Annotated in this window: 17 protein-coding genes and 1 pseudogene; 6 read left to right on the top strand and 12 right to left on the bottom strand. The window is 73.4% G+C overall.

Annotated features, from left to right (window positions below; translation table 11 throughout):
- Positions 1–10: 10 nt before the first annotated feature.
- The gene (locus AC5L35_RS12465) at positions 11–1,171 is read right to left on the bottom strand and encodes a geranylgeranyl reductase family protein (RefSeq protein ID WP_495059732.1); all 1,161 of its coding nucleotides are present in this window, start codon (positions 1,169–1,171) and stop codon (positions 11–13) included.
- A 51-nt stretch (positions 1,172–1,222) separates the two neighbouring features.
- On the opposite strand from AC5L35_RS12465, the gene AC5L35_RS12460 reads away from it, so the two are divergent.
- From AC5L35_RS12460 to AC5L35_RS12450, 3 genes are all read left to right on the top strand, one after another.
- The gene (locus AC5L35_RS12460; protein ID WP_495059731.1) at positions 1,223–2,317 is read left to right on the top strand and encodes an NAD-dependent epimerase/dehydratase family protein; all 1,095 of its coding nucleotides are present in this window, start codon (positions 1,223–1,225) and stop codon (positions 2,315–2,317) included.
- Between the two features lie 123 nt (positions 2,318–2,440).
- Entirely contained in the window at positions 2,441–3,085 is a 645-nt protein-coding gene (locus AC5L35_RS12455) for a helix-turn-helix transcriptional regulator (RefSeq protein WP_495059730.1), read from the top strand.
- The gene (locus AC5L35_RS12450; protein ID WP_495059729.1) at positions 3,082–4,215 is read left to right on the top strand and encodes a pyridoxal phosphate-dependent aminotransferase; all 1,134 of its coding nucleotides are present in this window, start codon (positions 3,082–3,084) and stop codon (positions 4,213–4,215) included. Before AC5L35_RS12455 ends, AC5L35_RS12450 begins: the two co-directional genes overlap by 4 nt.
- Positions 4,216–4,261: 46 nt before the next feature.
- Here the strand turns inward: AC5L35_RS12450 and AC5L35_RS12445 are convergent, their stop codons facing one another.
- Complete coding sequence (locus AC5L35_RS12445) at positions 4,262–4,492, bottom strand: SDR family oxidoreductase (protein WP_495059728.1); 231 nt, start codon at positions 4,490–4,492, stop codon at positions 4,262–4,264.
- Positions 4,493–4,754: 262 nt separating this feature from the next.
- On the opposite strand from AC5L35_RS12445, the gene AC5L35_RS12440 reads away from it, so the two are divergent.
- Positions 4,755–5,210, top strand: coding sequence for a pyridoxamine 5'-phosphate oxidase family protein (locus AC5L35_RS12440; protein WP_495059727.1), 456 nt, complete (start codon positions 4,755–4,757; stop codon positions 5,208–5,210).
- A gap of 6 nt (positions 5,211–5,216) precedes the next feature.
- Here AC5L35_RS12440 and AC5L35_RS12435 read toward each other — a convergent pair whose 3' ends face one another.
- On the bottom strand, positions 5,217–5,597 hold the full coding sequence (locus AC5L35_RS12435; RefSeq protein ID WP_495059726.1) for a hypothetical protein: 381 nt from the start codon (positions 5,595–5,597) through the stop codon (positions 5,217–5,219).
- Between the two features lie 143 nt (positions 5,598–5,740).
- On the opposite strand from AC5L35_RS12435, the pseudogene AC5L35_RS12430 reads away from it, so the two are divergent.
- Positions 5,741–6,501: pseudogene (locus AC5L35_RS12430) on the top strand (IclR family transcriptional regulator).
- On the opposite strand, the gene AC5L35_RS12425 reads toward AC5L35_RS12430, so the two are convergent.
- Genes AC5L35_RS12425 through AC5L35_RS12410 form a run of 4 tightly spaced genes read right to left on the bottom strand, consistent with a single transcriptional unit; the run spans position 6,477 to position 11,451 of the window.
- Positions 6,477–7,271 (bottom strand): SDR family NAD(P)-dependent oxidoreductase, encoded by a 795-nt coding sequence (locus tag AC5L35_RS12425; protein ID WP_495059725.1) that lies wholly within the window; start codon positions 7,269–7,271, stop codon positions 6,477–6,479. The pseudogene AC5L35_RS12430 and the gene AC5L35_RS12425 overlap by 25 nt on opposite strands.
- Before the next feature lie 48 nt (positions 7,272–7,319).
- Positions 7,320–9,203: a protein kinase domain-containing protein gene (locus tag AC5L35_RS12420; protein ID WP_495059724.1), complete on the bottom strand. Its 1,884-nt coding sequence runs from the start codon at positions 9,201–9,203 to the stop codon at positions 7,320–7,322.
- Positions 9,204–9,232: 29 nt separating this feature from the next.
- On the bottom strand, positions 9,233–10,258 hold the full coding sequence (locus tag AC5L35_RS12415; protein ID WP_495059723.1) for an acyl-CoA dehydrogenase family protein: 1,026 nt from the start codon (positions 10,256–10,258) through the stop codon (positions 9,233–9,235).
- An 11-nt stretch (positions 10,259–10,269) separates the two neighbouring features.
- Positions 10,270–11,451, bottom strand: a complete 1,182-nt coding sequence (locus tag AC5L35_RS12410; RefSeq protein WP_495059722.1) for an acyl-CoA dehydrogenase family protein — start codon at positions 11,449–11,451, stop codon at positions 10,270–10,272.
- Positions 11,452–11,568: 117 nt separating this feature from the next.
- Here AC5L35_RS12410 and AC5L35_RS12405 point away from each other — a divergent pair, with 117 nt between their 5' ends.
- On the top strand, positions 11,569–13,062 hold the full coding sequence (locus tag AC5L35_RS12405; RefSeq protein ID WP_495059721.1) for an NAD-dependent succinate-semialdehyde dehydrogenase: 1,494 nt from the start codon (positions 11,569–11,571) through the stop codon (positions 13,060–13,062).
- A 30-nt stretch (positions 13,063–13,092) separates the two neighbouring features.
- Here the strand turns inward: AC5L35_RS12405 and AC5L35_RS12400 are convergent, their stop codons facing one another.
- From AC5L35_RS12400 to AC5L35_RS12380, 5 genes are all read right to left on the bottom strand, one after another.
- Positions 13,093–13,470: a hypothetical protein gene (locus tag AC5L35_RS12400; RefSeq protein WP_495059720.1), complete on the bottom strand. Its 378-nt coding sequence runs from the start codon at positions 13,468–13,470 to the stop codon at positions 13,093–13,095.
- 2 nt (positions 13,471–13,472) lie between these two features.
- On the bottom strand, positions 13,473–15,422 hold the full coding sequence (locus AC5L35_RS12395; protein WP_495059719.1) for a hypothetical protein: 1,950 nt from the start codon (positions 15,420–15,422) through the stop codon (positions 13,473–13,475).
- Positions 15,419–16,849 (bottom strand): lipopolysaccharide biosynthesis protein, encoded by a 1,431-nt coding sequence (locus AC5L35_RS12390; RefSeq protein WP_495059718.1) that lies wholly within the window; start codon positions 16,847–16,849, stop codon positions 15,419–15,421. The genes AC5L35_RS12395 and AC5L35_RS12390 overlap by 4 nt, the downstream gene beginning before the upstream one ends.
- A gap of 142 nt (positions 16,850–16,991) precedes the next feature.
- On the bottom strand, positions 16,992–17,369 hold the full coding sequence (locus tag AC5L35_RS12385; protein ID WP_433272239.1) for a hypothetical protein: 378 nt from the start codon (positions 17,367–17,369) through the stop codon (positions 16,992–16,994).
- A gap of 110 nt (positions 17,370–17,479) precedes the next feature.
- A complete protein-coding gene (locus tag AC5L35_RS12380; RefSeq protein ID WP_495059717.1) occupies positions 17,480–18,493 on the bottom strand; it encodes a glycosyltransferase family 2 protein in 1,014 nt (337 codons plus the stop codon).
- Between the last annotated feature and the right edge of the window lie 331 nt (positions 18,494–18,824).

Raw genomic sequence — 18,824 nt, 5'->3', positions numbered from 1 at the left:
GCGCGGGCCGTCAGACCGGCTGGGGGCGCCCTGCCCTCCCTGAGAGCCCGAGGGTCGCGTACGCGGCAGCCACCCGCGCCAAGGCGCCCACCGGCGCCGTGCCGCGGCCCAGGCCGAGGTCCACCGCCGCGTCGAAGACGGACTTGTGGCGGGCCGCCGCGGTGACCGCCGCATCGAGGAAACGCGGGTGGGCCACGAGACCGGACAGCAGGGCACCGTGGCGGTGGTGCAGGGAGAAGGAGCGCTCCATGGCCCGGCGGTGCGCCGCACCCGCGTCCGCCCCCAGAAGCGCGGCGCGGCCGGCGAGGATCCCGGAGGCCACGGCGTCGAAGATCCCCTCGCCGGTGAGCGGGTTGATCATCGCCGCGGCGTCGCCCGCCAGCAGGACCCGGCCGTCGGGATGGTGGCGCGGGCCCGTGGACAGCGGCAGGTGGTGGCCGCGCACCGTGTCCGGAGCGGGCTCGTGGCCGGGCAGCAGCCTGCGCAGCGCGTCGAGAAGCTCCTGCCGCGACCCGGCACCGCGCCGGTCGAACACGCCGTAGCCCACGTTGGAGCCGCCTCCGGGGAGGGGGAACGACCAGGCGTAGGCCGGGTAGCGGGTGCGGGCGAACTCGATCACCAGCGCGTCGGGCGCCACCGTGGTGGGTGCGTAGCCGCGGATCGCGACCGCCGTGTGCTTCGGCGCCGCGTCCGGCGCGCCCAGGAGGCGGCGGACCGTGGAGTTCGCGCCGTCGGCCCCGATCACGACCCCGGCCTCGATGCTCTCGTCGAGGACGACGCCGTCGGCGTGGACGTCGAAGCGGCGCACGCGGTGGCGGCGTAGCTCGGCACCGCGTGCGACGGCCGCCGAGACCAGTTGCGCGTCGAACACCGCCCGCGGAATCACCCGGTTGGGACGCGCGCACGGCCGCGAGACCACCCGGCCGCCGGGGCTGCGCAGCTGCAGGCGCGGCACCTCAGGGCCCAGACCCGTCAGATCGGGCACGCCCAGGGCCTGGAGCAGCTCGAGCACGTGCGCGGCGATGCCGTCCCCACAGGTCTTGTCGCGCGGGAACTCCGCCGCATCCAGCAGCAGGACGCGCGCATCCGGACGTAGCTGCAGCACCCGCAACGCGCTCGCCGACCCGGCGGGACCCGCACCGACGACGGCGACGTCGTACTTCTCATTCACTCTGCGGTTCTACCCGAGTTTGCCGGGGCCCACCGGGGGCACCTGCCGGGTGTGCGCATCGTCATCACCGGAGCAAGCGGGAACGTCGGGACCGCCCTGCTGCGCCGGCTCGCCCGCCACGGCAACGGCGACGGAACCTCCGGGCCGCACGAGATCGTGGGGATCTGCCGGCGTCCACCGTCCGGTGGCGCTCCGTACGCCGGCGCCCGCTGGGTGGCTCTCGACCTCGCCGGGCCTGCTGTCGAGGCGGCGTTGACGCCCGTGTTCGACGGCGCCGCCGCCGTGGTGCACCTGGCCTGGGGCTTCCAGCCTGCGCACGACATCGCGTACCTGACCCGGCTGGGCGTCGACGGCACGCGGGCGGTGGTGAACGCCGCGCAGGCGGCGGGGGTGCCGCACCTGGTGCACGTGTCCTCCGTGGGCGCCTACTCCCCCGCCCCGGACGACGGCAGCCGCGTGGACGAGTCGTGGCCGATCGAGGGCATCGACTCCCTGGCCTACAGCCGCCAGAAGGTGGCGGCCGAGCGGGTGCTCGACGAGCACGAGCGCGCACGTCCCGACGGCACCGCGGTCGCCCGGCTGCGGCCGGCACTGATCGTCCAGCGCGAGAGCGGGAGCGCCCTGCTCCGCTACGGCGTCCCGCCGTACGTCCCGGCGGCGCTGCTGCGGCACCTGCCGCTGCTGCCGGTCGACCGCGACCTAGTGGTGCCGCTCGTGCACACGTCCGACGTGGCCGACGCCATCGCCCGTGTCCTCGAGCAGCGGGCGACGGGCCCGTTCAACCTCGCCGCGGAGCCGCCGGTCACCCGGGACCTGATCGCCGCCGTCCTGCACGCCCGGCCCGTCCATCTGCCGCGCACCGTCCTGCGCACGGCGGCCGACGTGGCGTGGCGGTTGCGGCTGCAGCCGCTGGACCCGGGCTGGATCGACCTCGCGTTCGCCGTCCCCCTGCTCGACTGCGGCCGCGCCCGCCGGGAGCTCGGCTGGACGCCTGCGGTCACCGCCGACGCCGCGCTCGCCCAGGTGGTCGGCGGCATGGCCGACACGGCCGCCACCACGAGCCCGGCGCTGCGTCCGCGGTCGGTGCCGGCCGAGCTGGCCGCCATCGCCCGTGGCGAGCCGATCACCAGCCGCCGCCTCCCCTGACCCGCGAGTCGCCCGTTCCAGACCCGCGAGTCGCCCGTTCCCGCCTCGGCGGGGCGCTCCCAGCTCTGTCCGGCTCGCCACAGCGCTTGGACGAAGTATCCAGTCTGGACGTACAGTCCAGCCATGGAGACCGCGCAGGACGTCACCGACTCGCGGGTGGCCATGTGGTCCGCGGTGTGCCACGCCCTGAGCCTGCTGCTGGGCCCCTACGCCGAGGTGGTCCTGCACGACGCGGAGCAGGATCGCGTGCTGGCCACCTGGAACCCGATGACCACCCGCCGAGCGGGTGACCCCTCGCTGCTGGGTGAGCTGGACCAGCTCGACCCGTCGGCCGACGACGTCTACGGGCCCTACGAGAAGCTGCTGGCCGACGGGCGGCGCCTGTCGTCGGTCAGCGCAGTGCTGCGCGGCCCGGACGGACAGCCGTCCGCCGTGCTCTGCGTCAACCTCGACCGGACACCGCTGGAGCAGGCCGCCGCCCTGCTGGCCGGTTTCGCCGCCCCCACCGTCCCGCGGCCGCAGGCCCTGTTCGAGCAGGACTGGCCCGACCGCGTGCAGCTAATCATCGGATCGTTCGTCCGCAGCCGCGGCCGGCCCGTCGAACGCCTGGGGCGCGAGGACCGTCTCGCCGTACTCGCGGAGCTCGACCAGGCCGGCGTGTTCGCGGTCCGCCGGGCGGTCCCCGTCGTCGCGAGCGCGCTGCGGACCTCGCGCTCCACCGTCTACTCGCTGCTCGCCGAGCTCAGAGCACGAAGGACCCACCCGTGACCCCGCTGCCCGACTTCCGGCTGGAGACCTACTTCTCCCGCTGGGAGTTCACCGCCCGCCACCACCTGACGGCCTCCGACGCCCAGACCATGCCGATGGCCGAACTGCTCGCCATGGCCGACGACGCCGACCGCGCCGCGTGGGACACGCTGTCCCTCGGCTACACCGAGACGTTCGGCGACCCGGCCCTGCGGCAGGCGATCGCCGAGACGTACACCCACGCCGAGGCCGACGACGTGATCTGCTTCGCGGGCGCGGAGGAAGGCCTCTACCTGGCCATGCAGGTTCTCCTGGGCCCCGACGACCACGCGGTGGTGATCACCCCGAACTACCAGGCCGCCGAGACCGTCCCGCTGGCGCTGTGCCCGGTCACCGGGGTCGCGCTGGACCCGGAGCGGGGCTGGGCGCTGGACCTGGACGCGGTGGCCGCGGCGATCCGGCCCACCACCCGGGTGGTCTCTGTCAACTTCCCCAACAACCCCACGGGCAAGGTCATCGCCGCCGCCGACTTCGCCCGCCTGGCCCAGATGTGCGACGAACGCGGGATCCACCTGTTCAGCGACGAGGTCTACCGCGGCCTGGAGCTCAAGCCGTCCCGTCGCCTCCCGCAGGCCGCCGACCTGTCGGAGCGTGCCCTGTCGCTGAACGTCACGTCGAAGGCACTCGGGCTGCCTGGGCTGCGGATCGGCTGGATCACCTGCCGGGACCGGGAACTGCGCTCCCGGCTGGAACGGGCCAAGCACTACACCACCATCTGCAACTCGGCCCCGAGCGAGATCCTCGCCCGTATCGCCATCAAGGCGCGCGACCGGATCCTCGACCGCAACCGGGCGATCATCGCGGGGAACCTGCCGGCGTTCGAGACGTTCTTCGCCGAGTTCGACGACCTGTTCGCATGGCAGGCCCCTGACGGCGGGTGCGTGGCCTATCCCCGCTACCGGGGCCGTGACGGCGTGGAGCGGTTCTGCACCGAGCTCATCGAGGAGGCCGGGGTGCTCCTGCTGCCCGCCAGCGTCTACCGCTCACGGCTCACCGACTCCCCCACCGACCGCTTCCGGATCGGCATCGGGCGCCGGGATCCCGAACCGGCACTGGACGTCTTCGCCACCTGGTTGCGGGCGCGCCGGTGATCGGCCGAGGTCAGGACACCTGGCGCTGTGCGACCGCCGCCATCGCCTACCCGGGGCGGGTATGGACGCCGAGGCCACCGGAGACGATCAGATTGTCGCCCGTGACGTAGCCGGCGCTGTCGGAGGCGAGGAAGGCGACAGCTTCGGCGATGTCGGCGGGGACTCCGACGCGACCGAGGGGAACGCCGCCGCCCCAGGAAGCGATCGTGTCCGGGGAGAATCCCATCTTGCCGTACGCGGGGGTGTTGATCAGGCCGGGGGCACGAACAGAGCGCAAGCCCGCGCCATCGTTGCCACGGCGTTCGCGTGCTTCGACGCCGCCACCGTGACGTGGCTCGAAGCCGACGGGCAGGGCGACCTTCTCATTTATGACCAGGGCCTCGCTGCGGTACGCGGCTAGAGTTCGCCGGCCCCGTCCCGCTCGCCCTCGCGCCGGACACCCCGACCGCCGACATCCGCACCGGGTACGCGCGGTGCTCGACGCTCGCCGAGCACGGCCTCCCCGCCACGCGCCCGGGCCTCGCGCTAGCGTCCGCCCCATGAAGGAGCAACGTCGCGCCCGCGCGATAGCGATGACGCCTGCGGAGGTCGACGCCTTCCTCGCGGAGGAGCGCACCTGCCGCGTCGCCACCGTGGGCCGGGGCGGCCCGCACGCCACCCCGTTGTGGTTCGTCTGGCAGGACGGGGCGCTCTGGCTGACCTCGCTGTCGCGCAGCCAGCGCTTCACCGACCTGCAGAACGACCCGCGGATCGCGATCGTCGTCGACGCGGGTGAGGAGTACGACGAGCTGCGCGGGGTGGAGCTGCGCGGACGGGCCGAGGTGGTCGGGGAGGTGCCCCGAACCGGCGAGCCGGTGCCCGAACTGGACGGCCCGGAGCAGGCCTTCGCCGACCGGTACACCGGCGGCACCATTGCCCGCGACGGGCGCCACGCGTGGCTGCGCGTGGTACCCGAGAAGATCACCAGCTGGGACTTCCGCAAGATCGGCAGCTGACCGGGGCTACCGGCGGCGGCCGCGGATCCGGCGCAGTGCCACCACGAGCACGGCGGCGAACGCCAGCTGGCCACCGAGGACGATCCGGTTGACGTCGACCGCCGGGTGCCAGGCCACCTTCCCGTTCGGGCCGATGGAGAAGGCACCCAGCGGGCGGGCCACCGCACCTGCACCCGTGCTCGATGCCCCGGGCCGGGCGGCGCCCGCCCCGCCGCCGGCCCGCACCCGCGCGACCGGCAGGAGGGTGGTGTCCCCGTTCTGGACGGGCGGCCCGAACACCTGGTCGCGTCCGAGCCGGTCGGCGACCGCGGCCACCACGTCCGACGGCGCGGGCGGGACGGCAGGCGGGTGCGTGTTGGCACGCTGGGCGGGAGTCGAAGCGGTCATACCGCCCACAATGCCGTTCGATCACGCCTGCTGCCCAGTGGCCGGCCCGGCCCCGGCCGGCGCCCGACCCCTCGTGCGGGCGCCGACCGGGTCACGCCCGCTGCCACGGGTGCGGAAGATCCGTGACCAGCAAAGTCCTCGCCCTGCTCGAGGCGTTCTCGCCCAGCGGCGGCGAGCTGACGCTCAGCGACCTCGCCCGCCGCGCGGGCGTGTCGCTGTCCACCGCCCACCGCCGGGCGGCGGAGCTGGTGGCGTGGGGCGCACTGGAGCGCGGACCCGGCGGGGCGTACCGGATCGGGCTGCGGCTGTGGGAGATCGGCTCGCTCGCACCGCGCGGGTTCGGGCTGCGGGAGATCGCCATGCCGTTCCTCGAGGACCGCTACGAGGTCACGCACGAGCACGTCCACCTCGCCGTGCGCGACCACCTGGACGTCGTGTTCGTGGAGCGCATCAGCGGGCGGGAGGCGTCCATCCCGGTCCTGAGCAGAGCGGGCGGCAGAATCGGGCAGTTCGCCACCGGCGCCGGCCTGGTGCTGCTCGCCCACGCGCCGCCCGACGTCCAGGAGGAGGTCCTGAACTCCCCGATTCCCCGCTACACGAAGAACACGATCACCGATCCCCCAGGCTGCGGGCCACCCTGGCCGGCGTCCGCCGCAACGGCCACTCCACCAGCGACGGCATGATCGACCTGACCGTGCTCTCCGTCGGCGCCCCCGTCACCGGCAGCGACGGGTCGGTGGTGGCCGCGGTGTCCGTCGCCGTCGCCTCGGGCAGCAGGCACCCCACCGCGATCGCCCCTCTCGTCCGGGCCGCCGGCCTGGGGATATCGCGCGCCCTGCGCGCCCCCTCGCACCCGGGACCGGGACGCCCGCCGGGCCCCTACGGCAGGATCGAGTCGACGTAGCCGCCGTCCACCCGCAACGCGCCACCGGTGGTGGCCGAGGCGAGGTCGGAGCTCAGGTAGGTGACCATGTTGGCGATCTCGGCCGGCTCGATCAGCCGCTGCAGCAGCGACTGCGGGCGGTACTCGCGCATGAAGCGCGTCTGCGCCTCGTCCCAGGGCAGGTCGCTGCCGACCACGCTCGTCACGAGGTCCTCGACGCCGCCCGTGTGGGTGGGTCCGGCGATCACGGAGTTCACGGTGACCCCGGTGCCGGCGGCGGCCTTGGCGAAGCCGCGCGACACGGCGAGCTGCGCCGTCTTCGTCACGCCGTAGTGCACCATCTCCTCCGGGATCACCACGGAGGAGTCGCTGCTGAGGAACAGCACCCGGCCCCAGCCGCGATCGGTCATGCCGGGGAGATAGGTGCGGGTGAGGCGGACGCCGGACAGCACGTTCACCTCGAAGTAGCGCCGCCACTCCTCGTCGCCGATCTCCAGGACCGGCCGGGCCTCGAAGATGCCCAGGTTGTTCACCAGCACGTCGACCTGCGGCAGCTTCGCCACCAGCGCCGCGGTTCCCTCCTCGGACGTCACGTCCGCCGCGACGCCGAGCACGTCGGCGCCCGGCACCTCGGCCAGCAGGCGCTCCACCGCGTCCTTCACGCGCTCCTCGCCGCGCCCGTTGATCACCGCCCGGGCACCCGCCGCAGCGAGCTTGGTGGCGATGGCGTGGCCGATCCCCTGGGTCGAGCCGGTGACGAGCGCCGTGCGGCCCTTCAGATCAATGTCCATGCAGGGTGCAAGGCGCCCGGGCGCCCATCCCTTCCCTCCGGTAGCCGGTCAGAACAGGTTGTAGGACGCTCTCGCGACCGCGAAGCCGTGGCCGGTCTGCGGGTTCTCGCAGCGCATCCCGCTCTCCTTGCTCGCACAGACGACGTCGCCGAACCGGACGGACTCCCCGTAGGCGAGCTTCGCGAGGGAGGGGTCGGCCACCGTGTCCCCGACGCACGACAGCTGCCCCTGACCCGAGCCGGAGAGGATCGTGCCCGTACCGAAGGCCTGGGTGCAGGACGACGGGGTGGGCGGCAGCTGCCAGGTGCGCTGGACGACGTCGCACCGCACCTCGCCGGTGGACATGCGGCACGCGATGTTGCCGCTCGGCGTGGCGAACTGCGCGGAGCCGGTGCCGAACCGGTGGTCCGTCTCGGCGTCGATCACCGGGGCTTCCGCGCCGGGGGCCGTCGATGTGGGGGAACCGGCCGAGTCGGCCGGGGCGGGTGCGGTGGTGGCCGGACCCGCCGCGGCCGGGTCCGGCTCGGAGCCGGGCCCGGTGAGCAGCAGCACCGCCGTCAGAGCGATGCCTGCCCCCGCCACGGCCGCGACCACGATCGCCGCGATCACCTTCCAGTTGCGGCGGGGCGGCGCATCGGGAGCGCCGACCGGGGGCCGCGCCGGAGGCCTCGGGCCGGCGGCGGTGGGCGGCCCGGGCCGTCCGACGGGGACGACGGCGGGCAGACCGGGGACGGTGGACCCGATGCCCCTCCGACCGGCGCCGGTCGGGCCGCCGACCCGTGGGGAGGGCACGGTCGGGGAGGCGACGGACGGAGCGGCCGCCGGGCCGGTAACGCCCGGACCGGCGGCCCAGGCGGCGGCCGGGACCGGGGGGCCGGGGGGCGCCATGCCGGGGGCCGTCATGGCGGCGGCGGGAACGGCCGGGGCGGGCATCCCCTGGGCAGGCACGGGTTGCGGAGGCCCTGCCTGGGTTGGCCCCGTCTGGGTGGGTACCGACGGCACGGGGGAGGCGGGAGCAGGCGGGGAGGGCGTGGGCGCGGCTGGGGCCGGCGTGCCCGGGACGGGCATCGGGGTGGCCATCGGGACGGCCATCGTGGGGGCGGGCACTGCCGCCGCCGCGGGGTCGGGCTTCTCCAGTGGCCGCAGCAGGTCACGCAGGCGAGCGGCGGTCGGTCGCGCGGCCGGGTCCTTCACGAGGCACGCCATCACGGCGTCGCGCAGCGGCCCGTCGAGCGGACCGAGGTTCGGTTCGGCCTGGGCGACCCGGTGGAGCACGCCGGGCACGGAGTCGGCGGCGAACGGCGACCGGCCCGTGGCGGCGTAGCCGATCAGGGACCCGAGGCAGAACATGTCACCGGCCGGTCCGACGTCGAGCCCCGCGATCTCCTCCGGCGTCATGTACTCCGGCGTGGCGACCACGTGGCCGGCCTGCGCCGCCAGCATGGGGTCGACCGTCCGGGAGAACCCGCCGTCGATCAGGCACGGGCCGTCCTCGGCCAGCAGGACGTTCGACGGCTTGAGGTCGCGATGCACGATGCCCGCGCCGTGCAGGGCGACCAGACCGTCGGCCATCCGGACCGCCAGCGCCAGCGTGCCCGCCCGGCCCAGCGGGCCGTTCGCGCTGACGTAGGCGTGCAACGAGGGCGCCTCGACGTAGGCGGTGGCGACCCAGGGCGGGTCGCCGTCGGGGTCGGCGTCGAGCAGCGCCGCGGTGAACCACGGCGGCGCCGTGGCCGCCAACTGCACCTCCCGACGGAACCGCTCTCGGAACCCCGGCAGGGCCGCGAGCTGGGGATGCACCACTTTCAGAGCAACGCGCCTACCGGCATCGTCGACGCCGAGCAGGACACGTCCCAGCCCGCCGTTCCCGAGCCGGGACACCACTCGGTAGCGACCCAGGGTGCGGGGGTCGTCCGCTGCGATCTCCTCCATCGCGGGGGGACGCTACCGGGCGCTGTTGATCAAGGACTTCCGGTCACCATCGGCCACAGACCATCCGGTCCGGCGGCCAGTGCGGCGGCGCCGATCTCGGCGTTCCACTCGGCGTCCGAGCCGTCCTCGTCGCGCCACGCCCAGAGGCGGGTGGTGCTCAGCCGGAGGTCGTGCTCACGGGTGAAGCCGATGGCGCCGTGCACCTGATGGGCGATCCGGGCGACGGCACCGGCGGCCTCCCCGGTGCGTGCCTTGGCCGCGGCGACCGCGAACCGCGACGCCGGGGCCGTGAACCCGCCCGCGGTGACCACCGCGGCCGCTGACGACGCCGCCGCCGACGCCGCAGCCACCTCCGCGGCGGCCAGGGCCAGCTGCTGCTGCACCGCCTGGAACCGGCCGATCGGGCGGCCGAACTGCACCCGCTCCCCCGCGTAGCGCACGGATGCGGCCAGCGCACCGCGCGCCGCCCCGGCGAGCAGCTGGGCCCGGCCGAACGCGGCCCGCAACCGGAGCTCCTCGGCCGTCCCCTCGGGCCGGGCCGCGATGGCGGCGGGCGCCACCTCACCCTCGACGGCCGCGGTGTCCCGCGGCTCCTCCGCGAGGTTGGCGCCGTCGGAGACGGTGAGCCGCTCCGGCCCCAGCAGGACGACGTGTTCCGGGGTGAGCACGACGACCCCGGCCGCCGCGCGGGCCCACGGCACCCGCCGCAGCACGCCGCGGACGCCGGTGCCTGCGACCTCCAGCTCACCCGCCACGGCCGTCAGCGGCCCGGCAGGCACGGCGATGCCCGCGGAGTGCAGCAGCCAGCCCGCGAGCAGGTCGGTCTCCACCAGCGGCACCCGGGCCGCGTGCGCCCCCGCTGCCGCCAGGACGACGGCCGCGTCGGAGAACGTGCCCTCGCTGCCGCCCGCGTCGCCGGGCAGCGTCAGCCGGGCGAGCCCGGTGTCGTCCAGCGTCTTCCAGAGCTCGGCGTCGAATCCCGTGCCCGCGCCGCGTGCGTCGGCGAACACCGACTCCGCCAGCTCCTGCAGCTCTGCGTTCGACGACTCGTTCACCGCAGACTCGTTCACCGCAGCCCCAGCCCGCGCGCGACGATCCCGCGCAGCACCTCGTTGGTGCCACCGCGCAGCGTGAAGCCGGGGGCGTGCAGCACCGCGTCGGCCAGCAGCCGGGCGTAGCCGCCCTCGGCGCCGGGGTCCGGCGGGGTCGCGACGAGCAGCCGGGCCACCTCGATCACCTCGTTCTCGTAGCGCGTACCCAGGTCCTTCACCACGGCAGCGGCCAGCTCCGGTGCCTCGCCCGACTCCAGTGACCCCGCCACGGCGAGGGACATCCGGCGCAGCGTCCAGAGCCGGCTGACGAGGCCGCCGAGCTCCCTCGTGGCGGTGGACCCGCTGGCCTGCAGCTCCCCGACGAGCGCTGTGAGCAGCGGAAACGTCGAGAGGAACCGCTCGGGCCCGCTCCGCTCGAACGCCAGCTCGCTGGTGACCTGGCGCCAGCCCGCGCCGATCTCACCGAGCACCATGTCGTCGGGCACGAACACGCCGTCGAACACGACCTCGTTGAAGTGGTGCGCGCCGGTCAGGAGCGGGATCGGGCGGATCTGCACGCCCGGGGAGTCGAGCTGCACGATGAACTGGGACAGGCCCGCGTGCCGGTTCTGCTCGTCCCGGGGCGCCGAGCGGGCGAGCGCGAAGAAGGCGTGCGCGTGATGTGCTCCGGAGGTCCAGACCTTCGTGCCGGTGAGCTCCCAGCCGCCGCTGACCTGCACGGCCCTGGTCCGTACCGCCGCCAGGTCGGATCCCGCGTCCGGCTCGCTCATGCCGATGCCGAAGTACACCTCGCCTGCCGCGATCCCGGGCAGGAACCGCCGCCGCTGGGCGTCGGTGCCGAAGCGCATCAGGGTGGGTCCGATCTGGCGGTCCGCCACCCAGTGCGCGGCCACCGGAGCACCCGCGGCGAGCAGTTCCTCGGTGACGACGTACCGATCCAGCGGGGACGCTCCGTGGCCGCCGTACTCGACCGGGATCGTCATCCCCAGCCAGCCCCGCCTGCCCAGCTCCCTGGTGAAGCGCTCGTCCCAGCCCGACAGCCACACGTCGGCGCGAGGTGTCCAGGCTCCCGCCGCCCGCTCCTGCGCGAGGAACGCTCGCACCTCGCCGCGCAGCGCGGCGGCGCGCGGCGGGAGGTCGGTCGGGGGTGGCACCAACGCCGGTAGCCGCACCATCGTCTCCGTCACGGCCCCCATCCTGCGACATTCTCACCGCTGCGGCAGTAGTGATCGGGTCACAGCCCGCCGACGAGGCGGGCAGGGACACCCGTCACGTCGGGTGCGCCCTCCGGCCCGCGGTGGCAGCATCGGACCATGACGAACTCCGCGGTGACCAGCAACTCCACAGCCGACGAGTCGCGGGTCGTCGACGCGGTCCCCACCGGTCTGTTCATCGGCGGGACCTGGCGACCGGCCACATCCGGCGCCACCCTGACCGTCGACGACCCGGCCACCGGCAAGGCGCTGTGCGAGGTGGCCGACGCCGGTCCCGAGGACGGGCTGGACGCCCTCGCGGCCGCGGTGGCCGCCCAGCCGTCCTTCGCGACCACGGCGCCCCGGGAGCGCGGGGAGATCCTGCGTCGGGCCTACGAGCTGATGATGGAGCGCATCGACGACCTCGCGCTGCTCATGACCCTGGAGATGGGCAAGCCGCTCGCCGAGTCACGGGGCGAGATCTCCTACGCGGCGGAGTTCTTCCGCTGGTTCGCCGAGGAGGCCGTCCGGGTCGACGGCGGCTATGCCACCGCCCCGAACGGCGCGAGCCGGTTCCTCGTGCAGAAGCAGCCCGTGGGGGTCTGCCTGCTCATCACGCCGTGGAACTTCCCGATGGCGATGGGCACCCGCAAGATCGGCCCGGCGATCGCCGCCGGCTGCGCGATGGTGCTGAAGCCCGCGTCGCAGACCCCGTTGTCGATGCACGCGCTCGCCGCGATCCTCGCCGAGTCGGGGCTGCCCGGCGGCGTGCTGAACCTGGTCACCACCTCCGACGCAGGCGGCGTCATGGAGCCCCTCATCCGGGACGGCCGGGCTCGCAAGCTCTCCTTCACCGGCTCCACCCCGGTCGGCCGCAGACTGCTGGAGCAGGCGGCGGACAAGGTGCTCCGGACGTCGATGGAGCTCGGGGGCAACGCACCGTTCCTGGTGTTCGACGACGCCGACCTCGACAAGGCCGTGGACGGCGCGATGCTCGCCAAGATGCGCAACATGGGCGAGGCCTGCACGGCCGCCAACCGCTTCCTCGTGCACCGCTCGGTGGCGGACGCGTTCGCCGACAAGCTCACCGAGCGGATGAGCGCCCTAAGCGTCGGTCGCGGCACCGAGGACGGCGTGGACGTGGGGCCCCTCGTCGACGCGAAGGGCCGCGACAAGGTCGCCGAACTCGTGAAGGACGCGGTGGACCGCGGCGCCGCCGTGCGCGTCGGCGGCGAGGCGGTGGACGGTCCCGGCTACTTCTACCGCCCGACCGTGCTCACCGGCGTTCCGCTGGAGGCGCGGCTCACCGCGGAGGAGATCTTCGGGCCGGTGGCCGCGATCAGCGTGTTCGACACCGAGGACGAGGCCGTCGCCGCGGCCAACGACACCGAGTTCGGCCTCGTGAGCTACCTGTACACGGAGAACGTGACGCGGGCGCTGCGGGTGTCGGAGCGTCTCGAGTCCGGCATGGTCGGCCTCAACACCGGCCTCGTGTCCAACCCCGCGGCCCCGTTCGGCGGCATCAAGCAGTCCGGACTGGGCCGCGAGGGCGGCAGCGTGGGGATCGAGGAGTACCTCGAGACCAAGTACGTGGCGATCGGCTTCGGCGGCTAGTCCCGCGTCCGCCGCGGGGGGCTGCGGAGCTCAGCCGCCCGGCGGCGGCGCCGGCGCACCGGCCGGTGCGTTCGGGTCAGCCGGTGCGTTCGGGTCGGCCGGCGCATCGGGGTCGGCCGGTGCGTCGGGGTCGGGTCCGTAGACGGTGGTCGACGGGTCGGTTCCGGTGATGATCGACTCGATCAACAGGTAACCGCCCTGCATCACGACCAGTCCGGTCAACCCCAGCAGCACGACCACCGTGGTGGCGGTGAGCACCTTCACCTTGACCGGCGTGCGCCCGAGCCGTTCCCGGCCGGTCTCCACCACCCAGGCGCGCGCCGCGATGACGATGAGGAACAGCAGTAACGCCAGCCAGACCCAGATGTCCAGAGACTGATCGATGACGAGGTCCTGAGCCAGGATCATGCTCAGCCTCCCGTGCCCGGTGCCAGAGGTACGGTCGGCACGGTCTTCTTCAACACCGCATCGAAGCCGTCCTGGTAGGTCAAGACGTACTGCCCGGACGCCACCAGCTGCTGGATGATCTCGAGGCTCCAGCCGGGCTTCTTGCCGTTGAGCACGACGCCCTGTTTCTCCACCGAGGTGAAGCTGATCAGCACGTCGGGGGCCTCGGCCTCGATACACCGGACCGGGTCGTTGGCCAGCTCGGCGCAGCCGTCGACCACCGAGCCCATGCTGTGGGTGTCGATGCCCTCGACACCGTAGGGCCCGACGTTGGACAGCGGCACGATCTCCTGGCCGGGTGGGGTCTCGTGGATGACCTGCCGGGCGAGCGCCACCTCCTGCGGGTAGACCACCTGGTAGGCGTCGTTCCCCCCGCGGATCAGCACCAGCAGGGGGAACAGGAGGACCATCCCCACCGCGAGCACCACCTCCATGGAGCGCCTGCGCCGCACGAGTGCGCGCAGCCCGTCGGCCCCGAGGATCGTGAGCACCGGCAGGCCGTACAGCACGATCCGCAGGAACACCTCACCGCCGTAGCCCTGCAGCGCGAACGCCATCGGCACCACCGCCAGCGCGATCGGCACCAGGTCGCGCTTGCGGCGCCAGTAGACCCAGGCCCCGCCGATCGCCAGCGCCCAGGTCAGACCGGGCACGATGATCCGCAGGTACTTCACCGCGACCTGCCCGGTGTCACCGAGCAAGCGGTCCGCGACCCCGGTCTCCAGTGCATCACCGCCACCGGAGCCCAGCAGCAGGCCGAGCTGGGTGATCCAGAACAGCCGCGCGGAGATCACGAAGAACACCGCCAGGCCGACGATGGCCACGAGTACCAGGCCACGGCCCCGGATCCGGCCGACGATCGCCAGCACCACGAGCTGGCCGATGATCGCGAACGGGGTGAGCTGATGCTCCGGGATCACCGCCAGGATGCACAGCGCCGCGCAGAAGTAGATCAGCAGCAGCTGTCGGGGTGGCAGGCTCGGTCTGTTGGGTGGGGTCATCGCCGACACCAGCCAGCGGCGCAGCAGCGGTAGCCGTCGGGCTTCGGGGTGCGCGACCGGCCAGCCCGGCACCCCTGCCGCGTCGGTGCGCCGCGTGGCCAACGGGCCGAGCGCGAACGTCAGCACGGTCAGCATCAGCACGATGCCGGTGGCCTGGGGCGAGAAGTAGTCCTGCTCCACCCAGTTGAGCCCGACGAACAGCCACGCAGCCGCCCACGGTGCGCGGCTGCCCCCGAGCATCGAACGGGCCAGCGCGTAGATGCCGATCGTCCACACCCCGACGACCACCGGTGGGAACCAGCGCAGCACGGAGTCGAGCTGGGTGGCGCCGCCCGCGTCGCGGAAGAAGGCCCACTGCGCGAAGAAGGCGGGCCACCAGAACCGGGCGTCGATGCCCTCGGGTGGGATCCCGTCGTGGGCGATCGCGTCGGTGAACCCCGCGAGCAGCCACGCCGTGCTGAACCGCGCCACCGGCTCCACCACGGACGGCATCCCGACCGAGCAGAGGATCAGCACCGCGGTGGCGGTGCCCAGCATCGGGATCCGGGGACGCGGCGAGCGCAGCTCCGCGACGCAGGCGCCGACCGCGCACAGCAGGGCGGCCCATCCGGCCGGGCTCAGCACCTTGGCCAGGCCCCAGCCGTCCAGTGCCGACAGGTCGGTGGTGGCGGCCGCCACCGGCAGCAGGGCCACGGCGGCCAGTGCGAGCACCGGGGAGAGCCAGCGGAAGATGCCGGTGGCCGGCGGCGCAGGCGGGGGTGGCGGCGGGACGTTCCGCGCCCGGGGACGCTGGACGGGCAGGGCGGTGGTCGGGGCGTCGAGGTCTGCGGCACGCATCGCCGTGGTGGCCTGGTCGACGTTGCTCCCCGGCCGCCTCTCGTCACCCGGGTAGCGGGTGTCCGTCGAAGTCACGGCGAAGGAACCTCCACATCGGCCCGGCGACGCGCCGGGGAGAACAGCACAGCCGCCGCACAGACGACCTGGACGGCGATGTAGCCGATCGCCACGGGAATGAGCGCGGACACCCCGGCGCCGGTGACGGGTGTGACGAGCGCTGCGACCACCACGAGTATCGAGCTGCTGAGCTGCAGCCTGGCGTAGCTCATGGCCGAGCCGGTGGCCTGGCGCACGCCCAGCTCATGGGCGACGACCAGCCGGAACGCCAACCCCAACAGGAGCAGGCGCAGCACGTCGGCTCCCTCGGCGTACGCCTCACCGAAGATCAGCAGCAGGGGGTAGGCCAGCGCCGCGCCCAGCGCCAGCATCGGCAGGAAGATGACGAGCAGCCTGCGGCGCGCCGCCGCGGCCAGCTCGCGGGTGCGGTGCGGCTCGCGCGCCACGGTGACCGCCAGGGAGTTCATGAAGAACATCCCGGCGAGGTCGATCACGGCCACGGCCTGCCACGCGATGAAGAAGACGGCGCCGGTCTCGGGGCCGAACCGCAGGTTGACCAGGACCGGAACCTGGTTGTAGAGCAGGGCGGCGCCGATCTGCCCCACCGCCGTGGGGCCGAGGAAAGCGATCACGACGCTGCGGGTCGGCAGGACGCCGTCCTTCGCCCGTGCGCTGGCCCGCCGTGTCATGACGGCGATCACGACCGAGCCGACCGCGATCCAGACGACGATCGAGCCGACCCACGGCAGCACCGCGCCGTAGGAGCCGAGCGCGGCCAGCCCGCCGAGGAGAACCAGCAGGCCGAGGCGGGCGACGGTGAAGATCCCGTTGCGCCAGACGACCCACCACGGCTTGCCGAGCGCCACGAGGATGAAGTCGTGCACGACGAACACGCCCCAGCCGGCTGAGGCGACCACGAAGAGCAGGAGACCGAACGCGAAGGGTCCGTCGGGGCCTGCCGAGATCGTGGCCAGCCGCGGCGCGAACAGCGCGTAGACGAGCCCGACCAGCCCGGACAGCGGCATGATCAGGAGCAGGCTGCTCCAGACGAGCCTGCCCGTGCTGCGTCCGGCTCGCGGCATCCACCGCATCAGGCCGACGCCGAGGTTGAGCTGGGCGGCCCCGCCCACGAGGATGAACGCGGAGACCACCAGCTGGGCGTCGCCCACCTCGGCGGTGGACATGATCCGGGCCGCGATCAGCCAGAAGATCAGGCCGCCCACCGAGCCCACAACCGAGCTCAGCGAGAGGGCGAGCCCGTCGCTCAGCCCCTCGTCGCCACTGTCCTGCTCGGGCGGGACCCCGCGGGTGATGCTCGCGATCCGCACGGTGTCGGCCACCACGGCCGGGAGCCGGACCGTCGGGGCGGCGGAGGGGTCGAAAGCATGCGTCGGCGGGTCGGCACGGGGATCGGGATGCGGCCGGCCGTCGTGGTCGGGCCGCACGGTCGCGGAGTGCGGACCTGAAGGCGGCTGCCGGCGCGTCACGGGGAGGGGACCAGCGGAACGCGGGCAGTCACGACATGCAGAACAGGGGAACGGCGGAGCACCGGGTGGACGATAACGGGGTCAGCTGTGACGGTTTCACTCACTGGGCGACCACCGCGTGCCGCAGCAACAACGGGACGCTCAGCACCGTCATCACGTACAGCGCGATGGCCGGACGCCACTCCCCCGTGCTCACCATGATCTGGCCGACGAGCAGCGTGACGGCCACGCCGACCCCGACGGTCAGCATCCAGACGTGCGCAGCGGGGGCCCGCCGCAGGAAGCCTGCGGCGGACCACCCGGGCCCGAGGATGAGGAAGAACGTGGTGACGAGGAACCGGAAGTCACCGACGAAGCCGCCGGTGACGTTCAGGACACTCAGTACACACGCGGTGATCCCCGCAACGACCAGGAGAAGCGCCACGAAACGGCGTGCGAGGCGCGCCCGCGTGAGCTCGGCGCTAGAGGGCACGCTCACCGTGGTACTCCGTTCGTCACCGACCCGCGATCACACCGCGGGCATCTGGCAGAAGGTCACCGGACACCCCGGGTATCCGGTTGGCGTCGAAGTGTAAGGGGGCGCCCAGATCAGGACGCCTCCTCCTCCAGCGCGAATCGCACGGCCACTCCGTCGCGGCCCTCACGGTCGACAGGGGCCGGCCGCGGGGGCGGCAGCGGACGGCGGCCGTTGACGGGATCGGCGGCCGGAGCAGACGCGCCGAGCGGTCCCCCGTTGAGCGACGACGCGCCCATCGACGCGCCGTTGGGGGCGCCGGGCTCGCCAACGGGCGGCACCACCGGGATGCCCCCCGCCGGGGTGAGAGCCCTGGCCTGCTCCTCGACCTGCACGCGCTCGGCCCGGCCGCGCTGCGCCCGGCGACGCTCGGCGGCGAGCGTGCGGAGCACGCGGGTGCCGTCGGCGAAGGTGCGCAGGTTGGACTGGCCGAAGATGCGCTCGCGCTCCATCGAGGGCACTTCGGTGATCTTCAGACCGGCAGCGGCGACACGGCAGTTGAGCACGGTCTCGATCTCGAACCCGTCGCCCCACAACATGCCCTCGGCCGGGGCCGGGGCGTCGATGGGCGGAAGGTCGAGGACCGGGAGGATGTCGGCCCAGAAGGCGTTGTAGCCGTAGCAGAGGTCGGTGTAAGACGTGCCGAACAGCGCGTTGGCCACGCCGTTGAGGCCGGCGTTGCCGCTCTTGCGCAGGAGCGTGATGTCGTCGCTGCCGCCGCCGCGGACGAAGCGGCTCCCCTTGGCGAAGTCGGCACCATCGATCAGCGCGCGGACGAACGAGGGGATCTCGGCCGGGTCGGCCGACCCGTCGGCGTCGAACATCACGATGACGTCGCCCGTCGACGCGGCGAAGCCGCACGCCATCGCGTTACCCTTGCCCTTGCGGGTCTGCGTGATGACCTTGACCCAGGGCAGGACCCGTTGTGCGGTCTCGATCGTGCCGTCGACGGAGTTGCCGTCGACGACGATGATCTCGTGAACCGCCGGACGCACCGCGGCGATCGCAGGGAGCACGACCTCCAGGTTCCGCGCCTCGTTCCGGGTCGGCACCACCACGGACACCCGCGGGTTGCCGTTCCGCTGCATCGCCGTTCTCCCCCCCACCGCCTCCGCGGTGATTTCGCGCCCTCGGCCCCGTCGCTGCCTGTAGCCTTCTCCCAGGACGATCTCCATCGCTGGGTTTATCTCTGAAGCACCCAATCGCGTTACGTAACAATCTCGCGAAGCCGTACCCCAATCGGGGCATCTTCGGTAGCGCAACTGCCGGTGTGCACTGCGCCTGCCGATCGGCACTCTACGGATCGTTCACATCGACCCTCATCGCGGTACCCGATCGTGCCGCGACGGGGGCGGAGGGGTTCCGAGACGCGCCGGGCGGTACCGTCTCTCGGTCCCGAAACCGGCAGGAGAGAAGGCT

The sequence above is a fragment of the Pseudonocardia sp. OZ21 genome (genome assembly GCF_059359135.1).
Note: the sequence above shows the minus strand (reverse complement) of the source record. Positions and strands in the feature narration are given on the sequence as shown.